Raw genomic sequence first — 20,191 nt, forward strand, 5'->3', positions numbered from 1 at the left:
GCTCCGCGGGCAAAAGATGTTCACACTCGCCCGCCGGTCAACCCGGCATGCCCGATACAGCTAGGTAATGGTGGTAACGCCGGAACAGCGCTCGTGCATCCGGACCAGGGCAATGCCCGGCAGCGAACACGTGCCAGCCGGGGACTCCGATCAGCGGCAGTCCACCCGGTACATGAACTGGCCGGCGAACTCGGAGCCGAGCACGAAGGAGCGGCCACCGGGCAACCAGGTGATGGCCTCGGACTGGGCCTGGCTGGGGCCGGGCACCTCCACCACCTCGCCCTGCACCAGTTCCTCCCACCGCGAGGCTCCGGGACGGCGCACCTCCCAGACGCGGGTATAGGTGCGCAGCAACAGCCGCTGGCCGGACGGATGGAGCGCCGCCGAGGTGGTTCGGTAGTCCACGTCTCCGGGGGCGTGCAGCGTGCCCATGTGCGTGGCCTTCGCCACCGTGCCCGGCGCCAGCCCGTCCAGCGCGAACACCTCGCCTAGCGAGCCGCGCTCCTTGGTGATGACCGCCAGCCGGCCCGTGCCCGCTTCTACAAGGAGTGACTCGGCGTCATGCGGCCTGTCCGGGTAGGTGAAGGCCAGTGTCTCCACGGCGACAGAGGCGTCGGCCACCTCCGGCTCGGGGAAGCGGAAGATGCGCACCTGCGGCCGGCGCTCGAAGTTGTCACCGGTGTCCGCCAGGTAGAGGCACGAGCGCGTCTCGCCCGAGGCGCACGGACCCAGGCCGATGTCCTCCAGGTCCATCCTCGGCCCGTCCTTCGGCTCGAGCCCGGTGAGCGTCACCGTGGCGAGCACCTTGCCGGACATGTCGAGGGCGAAGAGCCGGAAGGAGTTGCCGGAGTCGTTGTGGGCCCACAGCACCCCCTCGTGCCGGGTGCTGGCGGCCAGCCCGGACAGCTCGGCCAGCTCCAGCGGCACCTGGCCGATCTTCCGGGGCTCCCCATAGAGCCGACAGCCGGGCATGCCCTCGGCGGGCGGGTAGCGCGGATCGGCGGCCGCGGTGGAAGCCTCCGGGCTGGAGGGCTTCTTCGTCGTGCAGGCCCCCAGCAACAGCCCCGCGAGCACCAGGGCTCGACGAGGAGCCACGTCAGGCTTCCAGGCCCAGCAGCTTGGCCAACGTCTTCGCGTCCGCGTCGGGGAACTGGTACTTCGCCATCTCCTCCAGCGTCACCCAGCGGTGATCGTGCACGCGCAGGTGCTGGATGGCCGACTCGGGGCTGGTGAGCCGGCAGCGGTAGACGCGGAAATCGATGTCGTAGGTGGGGTAGTCGTGATGGGTGTGGAGGGCTTGCTCCAGCACCTCCACCTCCACGCCCATCTCCTCGCGGATCTCCCGGGCGAGGGCCCGCTCGTCCGCCTCCCCTTCCTCAACACGGCCTCCGGGGAACTCCCAGAGCAGCGGCAGCGTGGCCTTGGGCGGGCGCTGGGTGATGAGGTAGCGCCCCTCGGCGTTCTGAAGCATCGCGCCGACGACGCGGATATGACGGCGAGCCATTTCCGGACTCCTTCTCACGGAAGCACGAAGGGGGGCGGACTAACACGGCCCGGGGGCCCAGGCCAAGCCTCAGGACGCCTTTCCAGGTCTACTTCCAGACCCACCTCGGCGGCCCCGGGACGCCGCCCCCCTGCCCCGCTTCGGGGTGCCGGCGGGCTGTTCCAGGTCCTCCAGGGCGGCCTGGGTGAGCGCGGAGACCTCCGCCACCAGCTCGGCCCGTCCGTACCGCAGGCCTGAGTTCCACAGGTGATCACGGAGCGCCTGGGCCAGCTCCGCCCCCGTGGCATAACGGTCCTCGCGCCGCGGGGCGAGCGCCCGGTGGACGATGGGCCGCAACCCCTCCGGCAGCGAGCGCGTCGCCGCCTGCACGTGCTGGGAGCTGAGCTGGCGCATGCGCTTCATCAGCTCGCCGGTGCGCGAGGCGCTCAGCTCCTCGAGGCCCGGCACGCGGCCATCCCCCCGCGCACGCAACTGGCGGCTGAGCAGCTCCGCCTCGTGGCGCGCGGCGGCGTGCAGCAGGTGCTCACCGGTGAGCAGTTGCAGGAGGATCAGCCCCAGCGAGAACAGATCCGAGCGCCCATCCAGTTGATCCAACATGGCGCGCTCGGGGGAGCTGTAGGCGAGGTTGCCCAGGTCGCTGTCGCCCTCGGTGGAGATGCGCCCCTCGAGCCGGGACCAGGCCGCGCCGAAGTCCATCAGCTTCACCTCTCCATGCCGGCCCAGGAGGATGCCCTGGGGCGTCACGTCCCGGTGGACGATGCCCAGGTGGCGGCCCTTCTCGTCCAGGAGGGCGTGCGCGTAGTGCAAACCATCCGCGACCTCAGAGGTCACATGGCAGGCCAAGGCCTCCGAGACGGAGCGGCCCGCGCGCACGGCCAGACGCATCAGGTCACCCAGGGGCCGGCCCTCCACGTACTCCACCAGCAGCAGCGGCGCGTCCGGGGTGCCCCCGAGCAGCTCCACCGAGACGATGTTGGGGTGGCGCAACTGCCCTCCCAGGCGCGCCTCCTCCACCAGCCGCTGGTAGTCCTCCTGCCGCACCACGCGGTTGAGCCGCTTGAGAACGGTGTAGCCTCCGGCGCCGTCGTGGTAACGCTGGCGCGTGAGCAACAGCTCCCCGTGATGGCCCTGGCCCAACGAGCGAACCAGCTCGTAACTCACCATCCCGGCATCGAACACCACCGGGTGGGTCTCTCGCGGGGGGGTTGTCTCAGGGGTCGTCCGAATCGACATGTGAAGCACTCCTTGGGGGTATCCGCTGGCTGACTCGAAAGGTAAACATGCGCCCCACGAAGCACCAAGAACGATGTCGGGGAGGTGCCAGGGCGGACGTTCTGCTTGTGACCTCGAAAGTCGTGTCTCCCTCACACATGACTCTTGAAGTCACCACTTTTCCGGTTATCTTAGAAGTCACGTAGGCCCGGATGTTCCGGGCCCTGCGCCTTCCACTTCTTTCTCAGGATCGCACGGCATGGCACTCCCACGAGGACTGGCTGGGACCATCGGGACAGCGGCCCGGGCGGCTCGGGTCCGGGCCAATCTCACCCAGGAGGACGTGGCCGAGCGGGTAGGTCTCGCCACCGAGGTCTACGGACGGCTGGAGCGCGGCGGCATGCTGCCCAGCGTCCCCACCCTGAAGAAGCTCTGTGAGACCCTGCGCATCCCCTCGGACGTGCTGCTGGGGCTGACCCCCGCGCAGGAGAACTTCTGGACCAAGGAGCCCGCCCCCCGTCCCGTCGAGGAGCCGGGAGAGATCCGCCGCCTGGTCCGCACCGTGAAGCGGCTGGAGCCGGCCGAGTTCCGCCTGCTCAGCCTGATGGCCACCGGCCTCTTGCGCCTGAGGCTCATGCGGCACGGCCGCTCCTCGCCTGACCCCTCCTCGTCGGCCGAGTAGGCCACCGCCGGGTGGCCTCGGGTGCCCGGGGAGCGGGCGGGCGGGGGTGGGTCCGCCCTCCTACCCTCGGGTTTCCCTGGGCAACACCCGGCCCGGGGCGCTAGGTAGGTGAGCCGGATTCCGGCCACCCCATGACAGCTGCCCTCCTCACGCTCACCCTCTTTCTCGCCTCGGGGCAGTACGCGCCCCAGCAGGCTGGAAGTGAACCCCTCGCGCCGGCCCTCGAGGCCCGCGTGCAAACGCTCGGCAAGGAGCTGCGCTGCGCCGTCTGCCAGGGCCTCTCCGTCGCGGACAGCCCCTCGTCCATGGCCCGCGCCCAGCTCGACAAGATCCGCGAGCTCGTATCCGAGGGGAAGTCGGACCAGGAGGTCCGTGACTACTTCGTGGCCCGCTACGGCGAGTGGGTGCTGCTGCAGCCCAAGCTGGCCGAGAACCCGCTCGTGTGGCTGGGCCCGGTGCTGCTGCTGATGGGCGGCGCCTTCGTCATCTACCGGCAGGTGCGGCGTGATCCCGCCTCGGACGCTCCGGCGGCCTCTGCCCCCAAGGCGGCCCCCGCCTCCACCGATTCCGAGGACCCCTACCTCGCGGCCGTGCGCCGGGAGCTGGATCAATGAACCCGACCACCACCAACTGGACGCCTGGCCTCGTCGTGCTCGCGGTGGGCTTCATCGCCGCCGTGTTGTTCCTCCTGACACGCAAGGGCGGTGCACCCGCGCCGGAGGCGAAGGAGGGGGCGCTCGAGGATCTGGAGCGGCGCTATCAGTCCCTCATCGAGCAGCTCAAGGAGCTGGCGGCGGACAAGCACGCCCTGGAGCCGGAGCGCTACGAGTCGGAGCGCAAGCGGCTGGAGCTGGAGGCCGCGTCGGCGCTGCGCGCCCGGGCCGAGCACCAGAAGAAGCACGGGGCCACGCAGGAGTCTCCCGGCACGCGGCGCGAGGCGCCGGTGTCCACGGGCGGCCTCTCGCCGCAGCTCAAGGGCGCGATGTGGGGCGGAGGCGTCGTGCTGTTCTTCGCCATCCTGAGCTACACGCTGGTGTCCAATCAGCTGCCGCGGGGCGAGGACGCCGCCGCCACGGGCAAGGTGCCTCCGGGCATGGGCGCCAACGCGGGCGCCAATGCCCAGCAGCCGCAGGAGGATCCGGACCTGGAGCAGGCGATGGAGCGCCTGCGGAACAACCCGGCGGATCTGGACGCGGCGGCGTTGCTGAGCCACGAGCTGATCCGGCGGAGGATGTTCGAGGAGGCGCACCGCGTCACCCAGCGCGCGCTGGCGTTGGATCCGTTCAGCGTGGAGCTGCGGGTGCACATGAGCGTGCTCAAGGCCGTGCGCGGGGACGAGGCCGGCGCGGAGCAGGAGCTGATGATGCTGGTGGACACGTACCCGGACGCGCAGGAGGCGCTGCTGTTCCTGGGCTCCATCGCGCTCCAGAAGGGCGACAAGGCCAAGGCCCTGGAGCACTTCGAGCGCTTCGCCGTGGAGGTCCCCAACGAGATGCACCCGCCGCCGCTGCTCGCCGCCATCCAGCAGTTGCGCGGCGAGCTGGGCCGGTAGAGCAGGGCCACCCCGGCGGGGTCGAATCCCGTCACCGCCAGGGTCGCTGAGCCTGGGCGCGGCCTTGTTTCAGCCGCGGTGTGGGGCGCCCGTGAAGACGGCCAGTTGGGCGGCGAAGGCCCGCTTGTAGGCGGGCCGCGCCTTGCCGCGGTCGACGTAGGCGCAGAGGCTCGGATAGTCCTCCAGGATCCCGTCGCCCTCCAAGCGGCGCAGCACCGTCACCATCAGGAGGTCGCCGGCGCTGAAGGCCCCGTCGAGCCACTCAGCGTCGCCCAGGCGAGCGGAGAGCTCGTCCAGCCGCTTGCGGATGCGTTCGTCGAGGAGCGGCAGGCGGTCGGCGAACCAGGGCTTGTCGCGCTCGATGAGCGTGGCGGCTTCGAGCTCGACGATGGGCGGCTCCACCGTGCTGAGCGCGGCGAACATCCAGACGATCGCGCGCGCCCGGGCGTTCGCATCGTCCGGCAGCAGGCCCGCGTGGCGCTGGGCGATGTGGAAGACGATGGCCCCGGATTCGAAGAGGACGAGGTCGCCTTCCTCATAGGTCGGGATCTGGCCGAAGGGATGACGGCTGAGATGCGCGGGTTCCTTCATCGCCTGGAAGGAGACGAGACGGACGTTGTAGGGCTGGCCTACTTCCTCCAGCGCCCAGCGCACCCGCATGTCACGCGCCTGTCCCTGCCCCTGGTCGGGGGACTGTTCGAAGGCGGTGATGGTGATGGTCATCGTTCGCTCCGGTTGGGGCGCCCTGCCCGCGCAGCAATCAAGCCGGACCATATGTCGCCGAAGGGCGGCTTGCCATCCATTGAGGGCCGGGGCACCTCAGCCCGCGAGCCGCGCGGGCCGCACATCCCCGAAGAGCTGCCGGTAGCGGGGCGACAGGGCGCAATGCTTCGCCGCCTGGGCCAGGCCGAGCTGTGACGCGGGCACGGACTGGGCGTACACCAGCAGGCGCCGCAGCTCGGGTGCGTGGGGACCAGGCCCTTCCCCCTACGCGGCGCGTGGCTCCGATTGGAACCGTCTCCGGTACTCGGCCGGGGTCACCGCCAGCTGGCGCAGGAAGGCCCGGCGCAACCCGTTGACGTCACCAAAGCCACACTCCGCGGCGATCTGCTTCAGCGGGCTCCCCGTCTCCTCGAGCAGCCGGCGCGCGGCGTCCAGGCGAGCGGCCTCCACGAAGTCCGCGGGAGTGCTTCCGGTCTCGCGCCGGAACACACGCGCGAAGTTGCGCGGACTCATCGCGGCCCGGCGGGCCAACCTGGGTATGGACAGCTCCTCCGCGAGATTCCCGAGCACCCAGGCCTGCACCTGCTGGATGGCCGAGCACTCCCCCACCTGCGCGGTGAGATTCGCGCTGAACTGGGATTGTCCTCCAGGACGTTTCAGGAACATCACCAGCTGGCGGGCCACCTGGCGCGCCACCTCCCGCCCGTGATCCTCCTCCACCAGGGCGAGCGCGAGGTCCATCCCGGCCGTCACGCCCGCGGAGCTACACACCGGCCCATCCCGCACATAGAGCCGATCCACGTCCACCGTGAGGGAGGGAAAGCCGACCGCGAGCCTCTTCGCCATGCGCCAGTGCGTGGTGACCCGGCGCCCCTCGAGCAGCCCCGCCTGGGCGAGCGCGAAGACGCCGCTGCACACCGAGCCATACCGCCGGGTGGTGGACACACGCCGCCTCAGCCACTCCAGCACCGCTGGCGCCATGAGGGGCTCCAGCTCGTGCCCGCCCGCCACCAGCAACGTATCCAGGCTCTCGTCGGAGTCCGCGATGGTCGTGTCCGGCAGCAGCTGGAGCCCGGACGAGCCGACGATGGGTCCGGGGCCAACTCCAATCACACACGGCTCGTAGACGTGGGGCGCGCCGAGCTGCCGGCACGCCTCCGCGAACACATCGAGCGGCCCGATGATATCGAGCAGTTGGACTCCCGGGAATGCCAGGACCGCGATCTTCAAAGCTCTACCACCTCAATAAGAGAAACGCGTGGTGAGCGAGGCCCCGCTGTAGCTCGACCAGGCATGCAGCATCACGTACCAGGTACCGGGGGTTGGAGCGCTGAAGCTACACACCTCGGTGTTGCCTCCGATGTAGGGACGGCAGCCGTAGGAGGTGAAGGTCGGCGAGGAGCCCGCTTTGACATACAAATCCACGTCCCCCGTGCCTCCACCCGTCTCGAAGACCACGCTCGTCACTCCCGCCGGAACGGTGACCGAGTAGTACTTCCGCCCGCCTCCGGTGTCGGACAGGGAGCCCACCGCGACGCTGGGAGCCAGGGGAAGCACGGGGTCCGCGTCACAATAGGCGCTCACGTAGAAAGTGCTGGCCGCGTTGACACCGTTGGTGTCCGTGTAGAGCGTGCAGGTGGACAGCGTGGGATGCGGGTAGAGCTTCACCCCCGAGTTGATGTCGTAATGGCTGCCGTACACCGGATACTGGGGGCGCTGCTTCTTGCGCGCCGCCGCGTTGGTCCACTTCAGGTAGCCATTCGGGTCGGGAATCTGATGGCTCGAACCGCTCAGGTACAGCAGCGACAGATAGCTCTGGTTGACTTGAGAGCCTTCCACGGTCCCCGTATAGGAGTTGGTCCCCAGATAGTCCGCCGGCTCGGTGTAATCGAACATGGGGTTGCCATCGAGCGCCCTCATGCCGGTGTTGGCCGCCAGGCTGGTATTGCCCACATGCGTCAACAGCGCGCACCGGCGCATCCACTCCAGCCGGGCCTCGGCCAGATCCGCCGGAATACGCTCGGTGTCACACCGCAGCCCGAGTGTTGTCTGGGACAGAGCCGCGAAGGGAAGCAGCAACATCGCCGCCAGCCACGGCTTCGGACCTGGATTCCACCTTCTCATGACGGCTCGACCTCATGGAAAATCCGTGAACCTTCCTCGGGCACTGCTCAAGGCAACAAGGGCTCCCTCGGATTGTCTGGAATCAACCTGCCCTGATTGAGGGCAACCGCCAGCCGCTTGCGGAGAGCCTCCGCCTCGGCCGTTCCCTCGAAAGGCGCCATCTCGCGCCGGAGGCCCAACACGTCCTCGGGCGACAGACGTCCCCGCGCCAGCACGTGCTCCACCCGCTCGTTGGCGCGGTGGAGGGCCGCCTGCTGCTCGGGGTTGCGTGTCACCCGAGGCTCCGACGTGCCACCCGCTCCGTTGGCTCCGGGCCCCCGCGCGCCCTCCAGCAGCTCCGCGACCCGGAGGGCGAGGGCCTCCAACTCCTGCTCGGACAGCCCGGGGCTCCGCGCCTCTCCGGAGTCCCGTGCACCCTCGGGAGCGGGCTGGGCGAGCGTGACACGGGCCGGCTCCGCGGCCCCCCGCGACTGGCGCAGCTCCGCCACGCTCCGCTCCAGCACCTCGAGCCGCCGGGCCTGCTCCTCGCCCTGGCCGCGCAGCACGAGCACCCCCGCGCTGCCCGCCAGGGCCCACGCGACCAGGCCCCCCCACCCCACGTATGACAAGACGTTCCGGGCCATCAGAAGGTCGAGTGGTGGGAGCCGTTGTTGAGGACGAGCGTGTGGCAGTTCCCCGCGGTGTCCCATTGGATGTTGAAGAAGCCCTCGTGGAGCATGACACGCGGCCACAACGTGACGACCGTGGCGTTGGGCACACAGGACACGACGCCAACGCCTGGCCACCACCCCTGGAAGTACTTCGTCCCCGAGGCGTACTCGATGAAGCTGACGTAGGTGGAGGAATCCGAATGCAGCCGGAAGGATTGGAAGTTGCCGTAGCAGTAGCCCGAGCCGTCGCCCGACTTGTAGCAGTACGCGAACGTCGTATCCTGCGCGCCCGCCTTCGAGGACAGGGGCAGCAGGAGTCCAACAAGGGCCACTGCCACGCCCACCGCGCCCCTCGTCTTCATCATACGCACCATGTTGTCCTTCCTCCCGGACCCGTCAGGGCTCCGACTGCTCTCCAACTCCGCCTTGGATGTGAGACGAGCCGCTCGAGGCGGTGATCACCAGCGCGTCCCGGCCGTGGCCGGCGGCGGCTCCCCCCGTCGTGTAGCCCGCGACGACCATGCGCCCACACGTGTCCACGGCGACGGCGGACGGGTGATCATCCCCCTCGGTGCCCCACTGCTTGATGTAGAGGAGGTTGCCGTTCGGATCGAGCTTGAGCATGAAGACATCGAACTCGCCCCGGTGGGTGTAGCCCTGCTCGAAGGAGCCCAGCGTCTCGCCCACCACGTAGATGTTGCCCTCGGCGTCCAGCGCCATGTCCGTCACCCACTCGGACTCCAGCGAGCCATACTGCTTCGTCCACAGCGGCTCCCCCGTCTGCGCGTCCAGCTTGCGCACCACGACATCCTGCTGGCCGTAGGCGCGGTCTCCCAGCTTCGCGAACGTCGAGCCGGCGAAGAGCACGTTCCCGTCCGAGAGGGTTTGCACCGCCTGGGCCATGTCGACGGCGATCTGCGACTGCAGCTTGAACCAGAGCGGCTTGCCGTCCGCCGTCAGCTTCCCCACGAACATGCCCTTGCTGGCACCGGCGAGGTTCGCTCCCGAGACATAGATGGACGACTCGCCCTTCGTCTCCACGGCCAGGCCGTTGAGCAGATCCGGGAAGGAGGAGTTGAACTGGTTCGTCCAGACGCCGGTCAGCGACTGGCCCTCCCGGTGGAACTTGGCGACGAAGGGGTCCTCCCACGAATCCACGTAGTTGCTGGGGATGTAGATGTCGTCATACCCGCTGACGACGATGTCTCCCTTGCCATCGACGCCGATCCGCCGCGGATGCTGCGGACGCTCCGTCCCGGTCTGCAACAGCACCGAGGGCGCCTGGGTCTCGCTGAGCGCACCGATGAAGAGATCGTACTGGCCCTGGTTCTGGAAGCCCGGGAGGGAACCGCGGGTCCGGCCCGCGAAGAGCACCTCTCCCGTCCCCGGGTGCACGGTGAGGGCCTCGATGACGTCGGAGCCCGCGGTATCGATCACATGGCTCCAGGGCGCCTCCATGCCCATCTCGTCCAGCCCGTCCGGTTCGATCTTCAGCAACACGCCCCGCGCGTTGCCCGACGGCTCCACGTTCTCCTGGCCCACGGTGCCGTTGTCATAGCCGGCCATGTAGACGTTGCCCTTGCCGTCGATGGCCACGTCGATCAGCTCATCGTACGCGTCCGTACCCCACGACATTCCGTCGGAGCTCCAGCGGATGCACGAGGAGGGCACGCCTCCGTCGCCACCGCCACCGTCCCCCGGATCCTTGCAACCCCCCAGGCCCGCGGTCAGCAACCCACACGTCAACACCACGCCCATTCGAAGAGACATCGAACCTTTCCTCATGTTGGTCCCCGACACGGACCCGGTGGCAGTTCCCGCCGGGTCCGCATCACGGGGGATGATGCAATCCCGCTACCGGCTACGGGAGGACGCTCTCGGGAACGGGCGAGCGGTACAGGATGATGCGGTTGATGTAGGCCACGTCATCGTTCTGGTACCGCGACGAGCCCACCAGGTAGCCCTCGGCCACGAGGATGTTGTTCACGAGGTCCTCGGAGACGGGACGCACGTTGTACACCTTGCCGAAGTACCGGGTCTTCTGGACGTCCACGATGGGATCGTGGCTGCCGTCCACCTTCACCAGCTCGTCACCGACCTTCAGCGTCTGGGCCTGCACGATGCGGCCCTCGCCCTGGATGACCGGGTGCTCCTCGGTCACGCGGAGCTTGCCGCCGGACTGGGTGGTGATCTCCACGAGGGTGTGATCGGCGTCGCGGATCTCCTCGGTGAAGCTGTAGGTCTGGCTGTTCTCCAGCTTGATGGTGTCCAGCGTCGAGTCGCTGGTCAGCGTGACCAGGTCCTCGCGCATGGCCAGGCGGGCATCGCGGATGGACTGCGGGCCGTCGGAGAAGAGCACCTTCTGATCCGGGGCGTAGCAGCTCGCCTCGCAGTACCCGTTCACGTAGAAGGCGCCCACGGGGGTGATGCCGTTGGGATCCGAGTAGAGCGTGCAGTTGGCCAGCGTCGGGTGCGGGAAGATCTGGGCGCCCGAGTTGATGTCCGGCGAGGTTCCGAAGGTGGGGTACAGCGGGCGCGCCCGCTTGCGCAGGTCCGGCCGCGTCCACTTGTAGAAGCCCAGCGTGTCAACGCTCTGGGTGCTGTTCGCGCTCAGGTAGAGCGAGAACACGTACGTGGAGTTGACGTCGTAGCCCTGGAGATCTCCGGAGTACAGACGCCCGTAGGGCCCCACCTGGAGCTCGGAGTAGTCGTAGAGCTGCCCGCCGTTGGCGGCCATCATCCCCGTGTCGAAGAACGCCCCGGTGCCGCCCGAGTTGTTGACGAGGCCGCACTTGCGGGCCCACTCGATACGGTCCGCCGCCTTGTAGATGTCGAGGCTGTCAGAGCTGCACCGCTGCTGCAGGATGGGAGTGGCGCTGGCCGTCACCGAACAGGTCAGGGCCCCCACCAGGGTGAGCAGATGCTTGGATTGGAACTTCATCGAATTGCCTCCATTCAGTGAGGGACTACGGGTTCACAGGCGCGGCCCATGCCCCCTCGAGCAGGGCTGGGGGGGGCATGGCCCGCGACTGGGACAGCACGCTCGGGGACTAGTAATTGCCCTTCAGCGTGAGGTTGGCGTAGTTGCTGTAGGCACGCAGCTGCACGTGCCAACGGCCCGGGGAGGGGTTGAACATGGTGCACACCTCCTCGTTGCCGCTACGCAGCGGCCGGCAGTCGTACTCCAACGTGGTCGGGATGGCGTTGTAGCGGACGTACATGTCCGCATCACCCGAGCCGCCGGTGATGGTGAAAGTCACCCGGGACAGGCCGGCCGGCACGTCCATGAAGTAGTTCTTCTGGCCGCCCGCCGCGTCGCCGAGCCCCGCCAGGGGAACGCCATTGAGCAGACCGCCGCGCGAGCCGGTGTAGAGCAGGTAGTTGGGCGAGCCGGCGCCCGGGTTGCCCACCTTGCCCGCGCCCGCGTTGCTCACCAGGGCCGCCGGCACGTTCGCCGCGGTGACGCCCTTGGCCAGCAGCAGCGCCGCCGCGCCCGCCACGTGCGGCGAGGCCATGGAGGTGCCGCTGATGGAGTTGCTCGCCGTGTCCGAGTCGATCCACGCCGAGGTGATGCCGGAGCCCGGAGCGAAGATGTCCAGACAGGGGCCGTAGTTGGAGTACGGAGCGCGGGCGTCGCTGCTCTCCGTGGCGCCCACGGTGATGGCCTTCGGGGCGCGGGCGGGCGAGCTGTTGCACGCGTCGAGGCTGCTGTTGCCCGCGGCCACGGCGTAGACGACGCCGGAGTCGACGGAGCGGGAGACCGCGTCGTCCACCGCCTGGTAGGCGCCGCCGCCCAGGCTCATGTTGGCCACGGCCGGCTTCTGCGCATTGCCGGTGACCCAGTCCACGCCGGCGATCACGCCCGCGTAGCTGCCGGAACCGGAGCAGCTCAGCACGCGGACGCCGTGCAGCCGTACCTTCTTGGCTACGCCGAACGTCTTGCCGCCCACCGTGCCAGCCACGTGCGTGCCATGGCCGTTACAGTCATTGCCATTCTGCCCGTCGTTGATGCTGTCGAAGACGCGGTCCGCACGGCCCTCGAACTCGGTGTGGGTGTCACGGATGCCGGTGTCGATGACATACACGTGCACGTTGGACGCGTCGGAGTCATACGAGTACTGGGCGTCCAGCGGCAGGCTGTCCTGATCGACGCGGTCCAGGCCCCACGAGGGAGGGCTGTACTGCGTGGCGTTCAGCCGGGCGACGCCGTTCTCCTGCACGTACTCCACCTGCGGGTTGTTGGCCAGCGCCCGGGCCTGCGCCTCGGTGGCGCGGATGACGAAACCGCGCAGCGCGTGCTCGTACGTCATGGTCACCTGCGCCGAGTGCTGGCCGGCCAGCGAGGCCGCCGTGGTGCGGATGTCCGCCGCCGCCACGCCCGGCTTCTCCTTCAGGACGACGATGTACTCGCCCGAGATGGGCTCCGCGGCCTTGAGGAACTGCCCCTGGGTGCGGGTGACCAGGTTGTTCACCTCGGCGGCCGGCTGCTCCCCGGTGGGACCACACGCCACCGCGGTCATGCACGCCGTGAGCACTGCCTTCTTCACGTTCTTCATGACTTCTCCCTTCTGGGTTTCCTGCGAGACTTCCATGTGAATGACCGGATGTGTCCGGGGCGCCGCCTACCTACGGCAGGCCCGTCGTGAAGCACGGCGTATTCGGGGGCGTTACCCTCATCACGAAGGCATCCCGCCCTCCGAGATGGTCGCCTCCCGCCAGGCTGCCCGTGGTGTAGCCAGCGACGTACACGTTTCCACAGGCGTCCGTGATGACACTGGAGGGGTGATCATCCCCCGACGAGCCCAGCTGGAGCACGTCCGGCTTCATCCCGTCCGGATCCAGCTTCATCAGGAAGATGTCCGCCCCACCCTGGTTGGGGATCTCCGGATCGAACTGCCCGGTGGTCTCCCCCACCACGTAGATGTTGCCCTGGGGATCCGTCGCCATGTCCGTCACCCACTCGCTGCCCGTGGTGCCGTACTGGCGCGTCCAGAGGGCCGGGCCTCCCGAGAGGCTCAGCTTGCGCACCACCACGTCCTGCTCTCCGTACTGGCGCTCCCCGAGCAGGGAGAACGTCGAGCCGGCGAAGATGATCGAGCGGGTGCCCACCGGCCCCGTCAGCGAGACGGACGCCGCCGAGTCGAACGAGATGGTGCTCTGCCGCTCGTTCCAGACCTGGGTGCCGCTCGAGTCGTACTTGCGCACGAACATCCCGCGGCTGGTTCCGGCGGAGTTCGAGCCCGTCACGTAGATGTTGCCCGAGTCATCCAGCGTCATGCCGGGCAGCAGATCCACCCAGCCCGTGTTGAACTGCTTCGTCCAGAGGTGCTGCATCCCCCCCGTGGTGGTCCGCTCCAGCTTGGTGATGAAGGGATCCTCCACCGACTCCACGTAGTTGCTGGGGATGTAGATGTCGTCGTAACCGCTGACGATGATCTTCTTGTCGGGAGCGAGGGCGATCTTCCGCGGATGCTGGGGCTTGGCGGTCCCCCACTGGAAGAGGCGGGGGGTTCCGGTGCCGTCGATCCAGCCCGCGAGGTTGTCGAACTGGCCCTGGTTCTGGATGCCCGCGAACGAGCCGGTGGTCCTGCCCGCGAAGTACACCTCCTGGCTCGCCGGATCCACGGTCAGCGCCTCGATGACCTCCGCCGTCCCGAGCGCGTTGATGTTGAACCGGGTCTCCATGTACTCGTCCAGGTAGGGGTCGTAGCGGACGATCAGCCCGCGCGCGTCCCCGGCCGGCTCGACATTCGAGATGCCCGTGACGCCCCCCTCGTAGCCGGAGACGTAGACCTCGCTCCGCTCGTTCAGCGCCAGGCCGAGGAACTCGTCATCCCGGCCCGTGCCGGTCTGGAGACCGAGGACGATCCACCCGTCGATGGAGCGCTGGGAGATACGCGACAGGGAGCGCGTGCTGGCCGCGTCCTCCTGCTGCTGCTGCTCCTGGCCGCACCCCACCGCGAGCGAGCCCAGGGCGATGGTGAAGATGAACCCCTTACGTGTACCCATGACCGGCATGGCTGACTCCCTCAAGGCTGTTTGGCTTGAATCTGGGCCTGCAGGCTGAGCTCACGCTCCTTGGCCTGCCGGCGCTGGTTGTGATCGGCGAAATAAGCAAGCATCCCCTCGAGGCGCGTCCCCCGGGCCGACTCCACCAGCGCCTTCACGCGCTCCGGCTCCTGCTCGGAGAGGATTTCGAAGAGCTCCATCTTGGTTGCCGCCAGGGAGCGCTTCACTTCCGGCGCCATGTCCGCGCCAAAGGTGTCCTGGAAGATGATGTCCCCCAGCGTCGAGAGCAGCTGCGCGCGCTCGGGATTGTCCTTGTAGTTGAGGGCCTCACGCAGGTAGTCGATCTGCACCAGGCGCTTGATGTTGCTCTCCATGCTGTCCTTGGAGCCCTCGGGATGGAGCAGCGCGTCGCGCGTCCGCTCGTACATCGCCTTGTCGGAGAGCAGCTTCTGGTAGTCACGCCTGTTGGCGGAATCCATCAGCACGTGCTCTCGGAAATAGGCGAACTGCGCGAGCTGCGGATCCTTCTTGAGGATCTTCCTCTTGAGCAGATCCAGGGAGCTGGTGAACTCACCGTGCTCCTCCGCCTCCTCGGTGGCGGCGGCGACGGCCTGCTCGACGAGCACCGCGGGCTTCTCCTCGGCGCGGGCAGTGGGCCGGGCACCGGCCTCGGGAGCGGGCCTCGTGGCCACGGGGGCGGAGGACTGGGCTTCCTCGGGCTTCGTGCCGGACCTGAAGGCCACGGCCGCGGCCAACACCAGCACCAGCGCCGCGGCGATGAGCATGTAGCGGGCGGACTTCATCGGAATCACTCGCCTCCAGAGAAAAAAGGGACCACACCTCGCCCCGGAAGGAGCGAGACCACCTGCACGCGCGGGGCGGACACGGGGCCCGCCCCACGCGTTGCTTCCTTCAGCTGGGATTACGGGATGACGTCGGAGGGCATCGACCGGAACAGGATGATGCGGTTGATGTAGGCCACATCGTCGTTCTGGAAGTTCGACGAGCCGACCAGGTAGCCCTGGGCCACCAGGACGTTGGACACGAGATCCTGCGTCACCGGGCGCAGGTTGTAGACCTTGCCGAAGTGGCTCGTCTTCTGGATGTCCACGATGGAGTCGGGCGTGCCGTCCGCCTTCACGAGATCATCCCCCACCTTGAGCGTCTGGGCCTGCACCATGCGGCCCTCGCCGTTGATGACGGGGTGCTCGTTGGTGACGCGCAGCTCGCCACCCGACTGGGTGGTGATGACGTAGAGCGGGTGCTCCGTGTCACGCGTCTCGGCGGTGTAGCTGTAGGTGGTGTTCTGCTGCAGCTTGACGTCGTCGAGCGAGGAGTCCGGCGTCAGGGTCATCAGATCCTCGCGGCGCGCGTTGAGCGCGTCGAGGATGGAGGTGTACCCATCCGCGAAGAGGATCCGCTGATCCGGGGCGTAGCAGCTCGCCTCGCAGTACCCGTTCACGTAGTAGGTGGAGGCCTGGGCCACCATGCTGCCCGCGCGATCCGCGTAGAGGTTGCAGTCCGCCAGCGTGGGGTGCGGCCAGAGCTGCACGTTGCTGGCGTTGGCGAGATCCGACGTGGACCCGAACGTGGGATAGAGCGGACGGGCGCGCTTGCGGGTGTCCGCGCGCGACCACTTCTGGTAGCCCCACGTGTCGGTGCCCTGCGACGTGCCACCGCTCAGGTAGAGCGCGTTGACGTAGGCGTAGTTGACCTCGAAGTTCTGGCTCGGGCCGGAGAACGCGCCCTCACCGTACGGGTTGCGGCCGGGATCCGCCTCCTGGTAGTCGATCAGATTGCCACCGGTGGACGCGGGCAGGCCCGTGTCGAAACCGAAGGTCGGGCTGCCCACGTTCTTGAGCAGGCCGCACTTGCGGGCCCACTCGACACGCAGCGCGCCCTGCGTCACGTCCAGGCTGTCCGCGTTGCAGCGCTGCTGCAGGATGGGCTCCGCATGGGCCTGCGTCGGCACCACTGCAATGGCAGCCAATACAACCATCCCACCCCAAAGCTTGTTCGTCATGTCTGACTCCTTGAATTGGCGGCCCGCCTTTGATTGGAGGCGGACCACTCGCACTCAATTCCGCGCAATGCGGCTTTGAGACTCGGTGTGGCACTGACAGAGGACCGGACGCGTCCCCAGGGGCAACCGGGTTTTTACGCGTTTGCCGAAGATGATGTGTTGTACACGTTTTCCCGGACGTTGTCATGCGTTCCTTCACCGCACGTGAAGAATTTCGCTCCCCAGGCGTGTCTCCCATTGGTTAAAAAAAAAGCGGCCCCGCCGAGGCGGAGCCGCTCTTCATTGCTCAGACGTGTGACACGAACGTAACGGATTGCCTGGACCCGCGTGACACGGATGTGACGGATTGCCCGGACGTGACGCGAACGTGACGGCGGACGAGGGCCGCACGCGGGGCGGGCAATACTAATACATGCAGATGCCGAGCTCCTGGGTGCCGTTGATATTCAGGAGCTGCCAGTTGCGCGTGATGCCGCTCCAGCTGGCGATGGTGGTGGACCACTTCTTCTTGAAGAAGAGGAGGCGGATCTCCGCGAACAGCTTGAGCTGGCCGGAGAGGGTGTTGAGGTTGAGGTTGGAGCGCAGCGTCCAGTCCAGCGAGCAGATGGGCCAGAACAGCTCACCCACCGCGGGCAGGGTGACGTTGATGAGGCTCAGGCTGCCCTCGACGCCGAACCGGGCGACGATGATGTTGACGGAGGCCGAGGCGGTGACGTTGGACCAGCCGCCCGAGTTGACGGTCAGGCGAGCCACGGTCGGGGCGATCTCCCCCACCAGGCTGAACTTCACACCGCCAGCGAGCGAGGCCTTCACGGTGATGGGCACGGGGCCCACCACGAAGGTCTTGGAGACGGAGAAGAAGGTGCGGCTCCAGTCGATGGGCGCCGGGCCGAAGGTGTAGGACAGGTTGGCGGACCAGATCTGCTGGCCCATGGCGAAGAGGCCGGCGCTGCCACCGTTGCTGCCGCCCTGCTGGCCGTAGATGTCGGCGCGAGCGCGGACGAGCTCCTTCTCGTAGCTGAAGGCGGTGCCGAGCACCTTGCCCTCACCGAAGGCCTCGACCTTCTTGGCCTGGCCCGAGGTGGCCGGGGTGGCCGTCACGGCGGCGTTGATCACGTACTTGGCGCCGAAGAGGCTGTTACCGAAGCCCTCGGAGCGGTAGTACGTCTTGTTGAACGTGGCATCCGCCGTCCCCATCTCGCCCCACGTCCCCATGTCGCCCACGGGAGACTGCTCCACCGGCGGCGGCGCGGTCTGGATGTAGGACTCGGGGATGCGGCCCTGGTCGATCTCGAGCACCTGGGCGCCCGAGGTATCCATGGTCATCACGGCGCTGGTGAGGCCCGCCTCCTGCATGATGACGGTCTGCTGCTCGGACGTGGAGTAAGTCCGATAGGGATCGAACGTGTAGCTCGTCGTATCCCAGGGATAGCGGTCATCCATCTGATAGCCAGACGGATAGGCCACGTAGGGGAACTGGGACGATACCTGGTACGGCTGCGTATCCGTATAGACAGGTTCGGCTGAGGCAACCGCGGGAGCGAGAACTGCGGCAAGCGTGAAAGCACCGATCAGCTTGAGATTCATGGGTAATCCACCCTCCCTCTATTTGGGGGAATGACCCATACCGTGAGTAAAATGAGAAATCGAGGATGTGCGGGCAAAGACATCTATTTTGTCCGCATATGATGTCTGGGTGAAGATGCGGACAAGGGGCGAGGCCGCCCGCCCGAGAGGGGCGGGGGCACTCGAGCCGGGGCCCTCAGGGAGAGGAGGGAGAGGCGATGGGAGCCGGGGCGGGCGTGGGGTTGAGGAAGGAGAGGGCCGCCCTGCGGATGTCGGGATTGCGGTCGTTCTGACCGGCCCAGGAGAGCAGGGCATCGGCACCGGGCAGCAGGCCGCGATTGCCGCCCAGGAGCGTGACGATGTCGGAGCGGACGCCGTCCGCCGGATCCGAGCGGAGCACCTGCTCCAGGACGGGCATGTAGAGCGGGAGGGTGCGGAAGGTGCAGGCGAAGACGGCGCTCTTGCGCACCTGGGGCTCGGGGTCTCCGACGAGCCGCTCGGCCAGGAGCCGGTCCGCGGAGGGATCGGGCATGTTGCGCAGCGCCACCACGGCGGCCTCCCGCACGAGGGCCGAGGGGGAGCGGAGGCCCTCGGTGAGGGTGGGCAGGGCCGCCAGGGACTGGGTGTTGCCCAGGGCGCGCAACACCAGGGCCTGCTGCTCCGGCGAGCTCGCGGAGCGCCAGGCGGACTGCAGCTCCACGACGAGGCCCTCCGCGCCCCGCGCGTCCCCCTCCCGCATCTGCATGGCGGCGTTGCCCAGGGCGAGCGTCGCCGTCTCGCGCAGCAGGGGCGAGGAGTCCTGGGAGAAGCGCCGCAGGGTGTCCACCCCCTCGCGGGTAGGCGCCTCGGCCACGCCCAGGGCGGCGATGGCGTCCGTGCGGACCATGGGCGCCAGGGAGGCATCGTCGATGGCCTTGCTCAGGGCCTGGATGGACTCCGGGGTGCTGGCGGCGGAGAGCGCGCCGAGCATGGGGCTGGCGGCGAGCGGATCCATCCCCTTGAGCACGCCGGGCACCTTCAGGGCCTCCGCGGGCTCGAGCTCGAAGAGCGAGCGCAGCCGCTCAAGCGCCTGCGTCCTCGCGTCATCCCGGGCCTTGACCTCCGTGGGGAGCGCGCGAAGGTCCGCGAGCATGTCCTCGAAGCGCCGGTTGCCCAGCACCTGGCGGAAATGATCCTTCGGATCCGGTGCCTGGATCAGCACGGCGGCGAGCAGGCTGGGGGCCAGCGAGCCGCGACGGGCCGCGAACGTGCCCGGCAACGAGGCCTCCTCGCGGCGCTCCAGCAGCCGCAGGTCCACCTTCAGCTCGGTGAGGGTGACCGGCATGCCCGGGCCCACGTCCACCTCCAGGTGCTCCGTGCCCCCGAGGGTGTGGGTCCACAGATCCTCGGCCAGCGCGAAGGTGGTGCGGGTGCGCACGCTCAGCCGGGTGTCCGTGCCGAGCGGCTGGAGCCCCTGGGGCGTTGCCATCCGGGAGTAGGACTGCTTCACCTTCTCGAAGCGCAGCTCGGGGCCCTGGCGCTGGTAGGTGGCGAAGTACTGGCCGGTGGTGTCGTACTCCTCCGTGCTCCAGGTGTCCTGGGGAGCCCCGGGCAGAACGATCTGGGTGGACGCGACGAGGGCGCGCAGCAGGCCCTGCACGAGGACATCCGTCCCCTGCTCGAAGTAGACGACCTTCACCGCGCCCCTCCGGTCCAGCTCGGCGAAGAAGGGAATGCCCAGCCCGGTCAGCATCGCGGCCCGGGTCTCGGGGGTGAGCGCGTCCTGGCCATCGATCTTGATGGCGAAGGTGGAGGGCTGCGCCTGGAGTTGGAAGCGCAGCACGATCTTCTCCTCCCCGGCGCTGACGACGCCCACGTTCCAGTCCCCTTGCAGGTGGAAGAGCATGCCCTGGGGCGTGGGAGCGCCCGGCTGGCCCTGACGGAAGGAGACCTGCTGCTCGGACAGCACCGAGTAGCGGTAGAGCCAGCCGGGGTTCCACGCCCGCGTCCCATCGGACGGCTTGGGAGGGAGGGGCGCGGCGGGGAGCGCGGCTGGAGTGACGGAGGTGGGGGGCGGTTGCACGGACCCAACCCCGGGTGCCGTGGGTACGGGTCCGGTCCGGCCGGACCACCACCAGACTCCGAGGCCCAGCAGGGCGAGGGAGAC

General features: G+C 68.2%; 19 protein-coding genes. 3 read left to right on the forward strand and 16 right to left on the reverse strand.

Annotation, left to right across the window (positions count from 1 at the left end; genetic code table 11):
• Positions 1 to 150: 150 nt before the first annotated feature.
• The 3 genes from NR798_RS27995 to NR798_RS28005 form a co-directional block, all read right to left on the reverse strand.
• The gene (locus NR798_RS27995) at positions 151 to 1,095 is read right to left on the reverse strand and encodes a hypothetical protein (protein ID WP_375765567.1); all 945 of its coding nucleotides are present in this window, start codon (positions 1,093 to 1,095) and stop codon (positions 151 to 153) included.
• 1 nt (position 1,096) lies between these two features.
• A complete protein-coding gene (locus tag NR798_RS28000) occupies positions 1,097 to 1,504 on the reverse strand; it encodes a (deoxy)nucleoside triphosphate pyrophosphohydrolase (RefSeq protein ID WP_375765568.1) in 408 nt (135 codons plus the stop codon).
• A 69-nt stretch (positions 1,505 to 1,573) separates the two neighbouring features.
• On the reverse strand, positions 1,574 to 2,737 hold the full coding sequence (locus NR798_RS28005; RefSeq protein ID WP_375765569.1) for a serine/threonine-protein kinase: 1,164 nt from the start codon (positions 2,735 to 2,737) through the stop codon (positions 1,574 to 1,576).
• Positions 2,738 to 2,975: 238 nt separating this feature from the next.
• Between NR798_RS28005 and NR798_RS28010 the strand changes: the two genes are divergently transcribed.
• The 3 genes from NR798_RS28010 (at position 2,976) to NR798_RS28020 (ending at position 4,950) form a co-directional block, all read left to right on the forward strand.
• Complete coding sequence (locus NR798_RS28010; RefSeq protein ID WP_375765570.1) at positions 2,976 to 3,398, forward strand: helix-turn-helix transcriptional regulator; 423 nt, start codon at positions 2,976 to 2,978, stop codon at positions 3,396 to 3,398.
• Between the two features lie 131 nt (positions 3,399 to 3,529).
• Positions 3,530 to 4,012, forward strand: a complete 483-nt coding sequence (locus tag NR798_RS28015) for a cytochrome c-type biogenesis protein CcmH (RefSeq protein WP_375765571.1) — start codon at positions 3,530 to 3,532, stop codon at positions 4,010 to 4,012.
• Positions 4,009 to 4,950 (forward strand): tetratricopeptide repeat protein, encoded by a 942-nt coding sequence (locus NR798_RS28020; protein WP_375765572.1) that lies wholly within the window; start codon positions 4,009 to 4,011, stop codon positions 4,948 to 4,950. Before NR798_RS28015 ends, NR798_RS28020 begins: the two co-directional genes overlap by 4 nt.
• 69 nt (positions 4,951 to 5,019) lie before the next feature.
• Here NR798_RS28020 and NR798_RS28025 read toward each other — a convergent pair whose 3' ends face one another.
• The 13 genes from NR798_RS28025 to NR798_RS28085 all read right to left on the reverse strand — a co-directional run bounded on the left by NR798_RS28025 (position 5,020) and on the right by NR798_RS28085 (position 20,107).
• Positions 5,020 to 5,673 (reverse strand): glutathione S-transferase family protein, encoded by a 654-nt coding sequence (locus NR798_RS28025; protein WP_375765573.1) that lies wholly within the window; start codon positions 5,671 to 5,673, stop codon positions 5,020 to 5,022.
• Between the two features lie 264 nt (positions 5,674 to 5,937).
• Complete coding sequence (locus NR798_RS28030; protein WP_375765574.1) at positions 5,938 to 6,903, reverse strand: GlxA family transcriptional regulator; 966 nt, start codon at positions 6,901 to 6,903, stop codon at positions 5,938 to 5,940.
• 12 nt (positions 6,904 to 6,915) lie between these two features.
• Positions 6,916 to 7,797: a PPC domain-containing protein gene (locus NR798_RS28035; RefSeq protein ID WP_375765575.1), complete on the reverse strand. Its 882-nt coding sequence runs from the start codon at positions 7,795 to 7,797 to the stop codon at positions 6,916 to 6,918.
• Positions 7,798 to 7,844: 47 nt separating this feature from the next.
• Positions 7,845 to 8,420 carry a hypothetical protein gene (locus tag NR798_RS28040; RefSeq protein WP_375765576.1) on the reverse strand — a complete coding sequence of 192 codons (576 nt, stop codon included), beginning with the start codon at positions 8,418 to 8,420 and terminating at the stop codon, positions 7,845 to 7,847.
• Positions 8,420 to 8,821, reverse strand: a complete 402-nt coding sequence (locus NR798_RS28045; protein WP_375765577.1) for a hypothetical protein — start codon at positions 8,819 to 8,821, stop codon at positions 8,420 to 8,422. The genes NR798_RS28040 and NR798_RS28045 overlap by 1 nt, the downstream gene beginning before the upstream one ends.
• Positions 8,822 to 8,843: 22 nt before the next feature.
• Positions 8,844 to 10,217 carry an SBBP repeat-containing protein gene (locus NR798_RS28050; RefSeq protein WP_375765578.1) on the reverse strand — a complete coding sequence of 458 codons (1,374 nt, stop codon included), beginning with the start codon at positions 10,215 to 10,217 and terminating at the stop codon, positions 8,844 to 8,846.
• A gap of 91 nt (positions 10,218 to 10,308) precedes the next feature.
• Positions 10,309 to 11,388 (reverse strand): Hint domain-containing protein, encoded by a 1,080-nt coding sequence (locus NR798_RS28055; RefSeq protein ID WP_375765579.1) that lies wholly within the window; start codon positions 11,386 to 11,388, stop codon positions 10,309 to 10,311.
• A 109-nt stretch (positions 11,389 to 11,497) separates the two neighbouring features.
• Entirely contained in the window at positions 11,498 to 13,003 is a 1,506-nt protein-coding gene (locus NR798_RS28060) for a S8 family peptidase (RefSeq protein WP_375765580.1), read from the reverse strand.
• A gap of 70 nt (positions 13,004 to 13,073) precedes the next feature.
• Positions 13,074 to 14,456, reverse strand: a complete 1,383-nt coding sequence (locus NR798_RS28065; protein ID WP_375765581.1) for an SBBP repeat-containing protein — start codon at positions 14,454 to 14,456, stop codon at positions 13,074 to 13,076.
• 20 nt (positions 14,457 to 14,476) lie between these two features.
• On the reverse strand, positions 14,477 to 15,259 hold the full coding sequence (locus NR798_RS28070) for a hypothetical protein (protein WP_375765582.1): 783 nt from the start codon (positions 15,257 to 15,259) through the stop codon (positions 14,477 to 14,479).
• Between the two features lie 119 nt (positions 15,260 to 15,378).
• The gene (locus tag NR798_RS28075; RefSeq protein WP_375765583.1) at positions 15,379 to 16,455 is read right to left on the reverse strand and encodes a cell surface protein; all 1,077 of its coding nucleotides are present in this window, start codon (positions 16,453 to 16,455) and stop codon (positions 15,379 to 15,381) included.
• Positions 16,456 to 16,884: 429 nt separating this feature from the next.
• Positions 16,885 to 18,066, reverse strand: coding sequence for a hypothetical protein (locus NR798_RS28080; RefSeq protein WP_375765584.1), 1,182 nt, complete (start codon positions 18,064 to 18,066; stop codon positions 16,885 to 16,887).
• A gap of 175 nt (positions 18,067 to 18,241) precedes the next feature.
• Positions 18,242 to 20,107 (reverse strand): HEAT repeat domain-containing protein, encoded by a 1,866-nt coding sequence (locus tag NR798_RS28085; RefSeq protein ID WP_375765585.1) that lies wholly within the window; start codon positions 20,105 to 20,107, stop codon positions 18,242 to 18,244.
• Positions 20,108 to 20,191 lie beyond the last annotated feature (84 nt).

Source organism: Archangium gephyra, from assembly GCF_042230915.1.
Classification (GTDB): Bacteria; Myxococcota; Myxococcia; order Myxococcales; family Myxococcaceae; genus Archangium; species Archangium gephyra_B.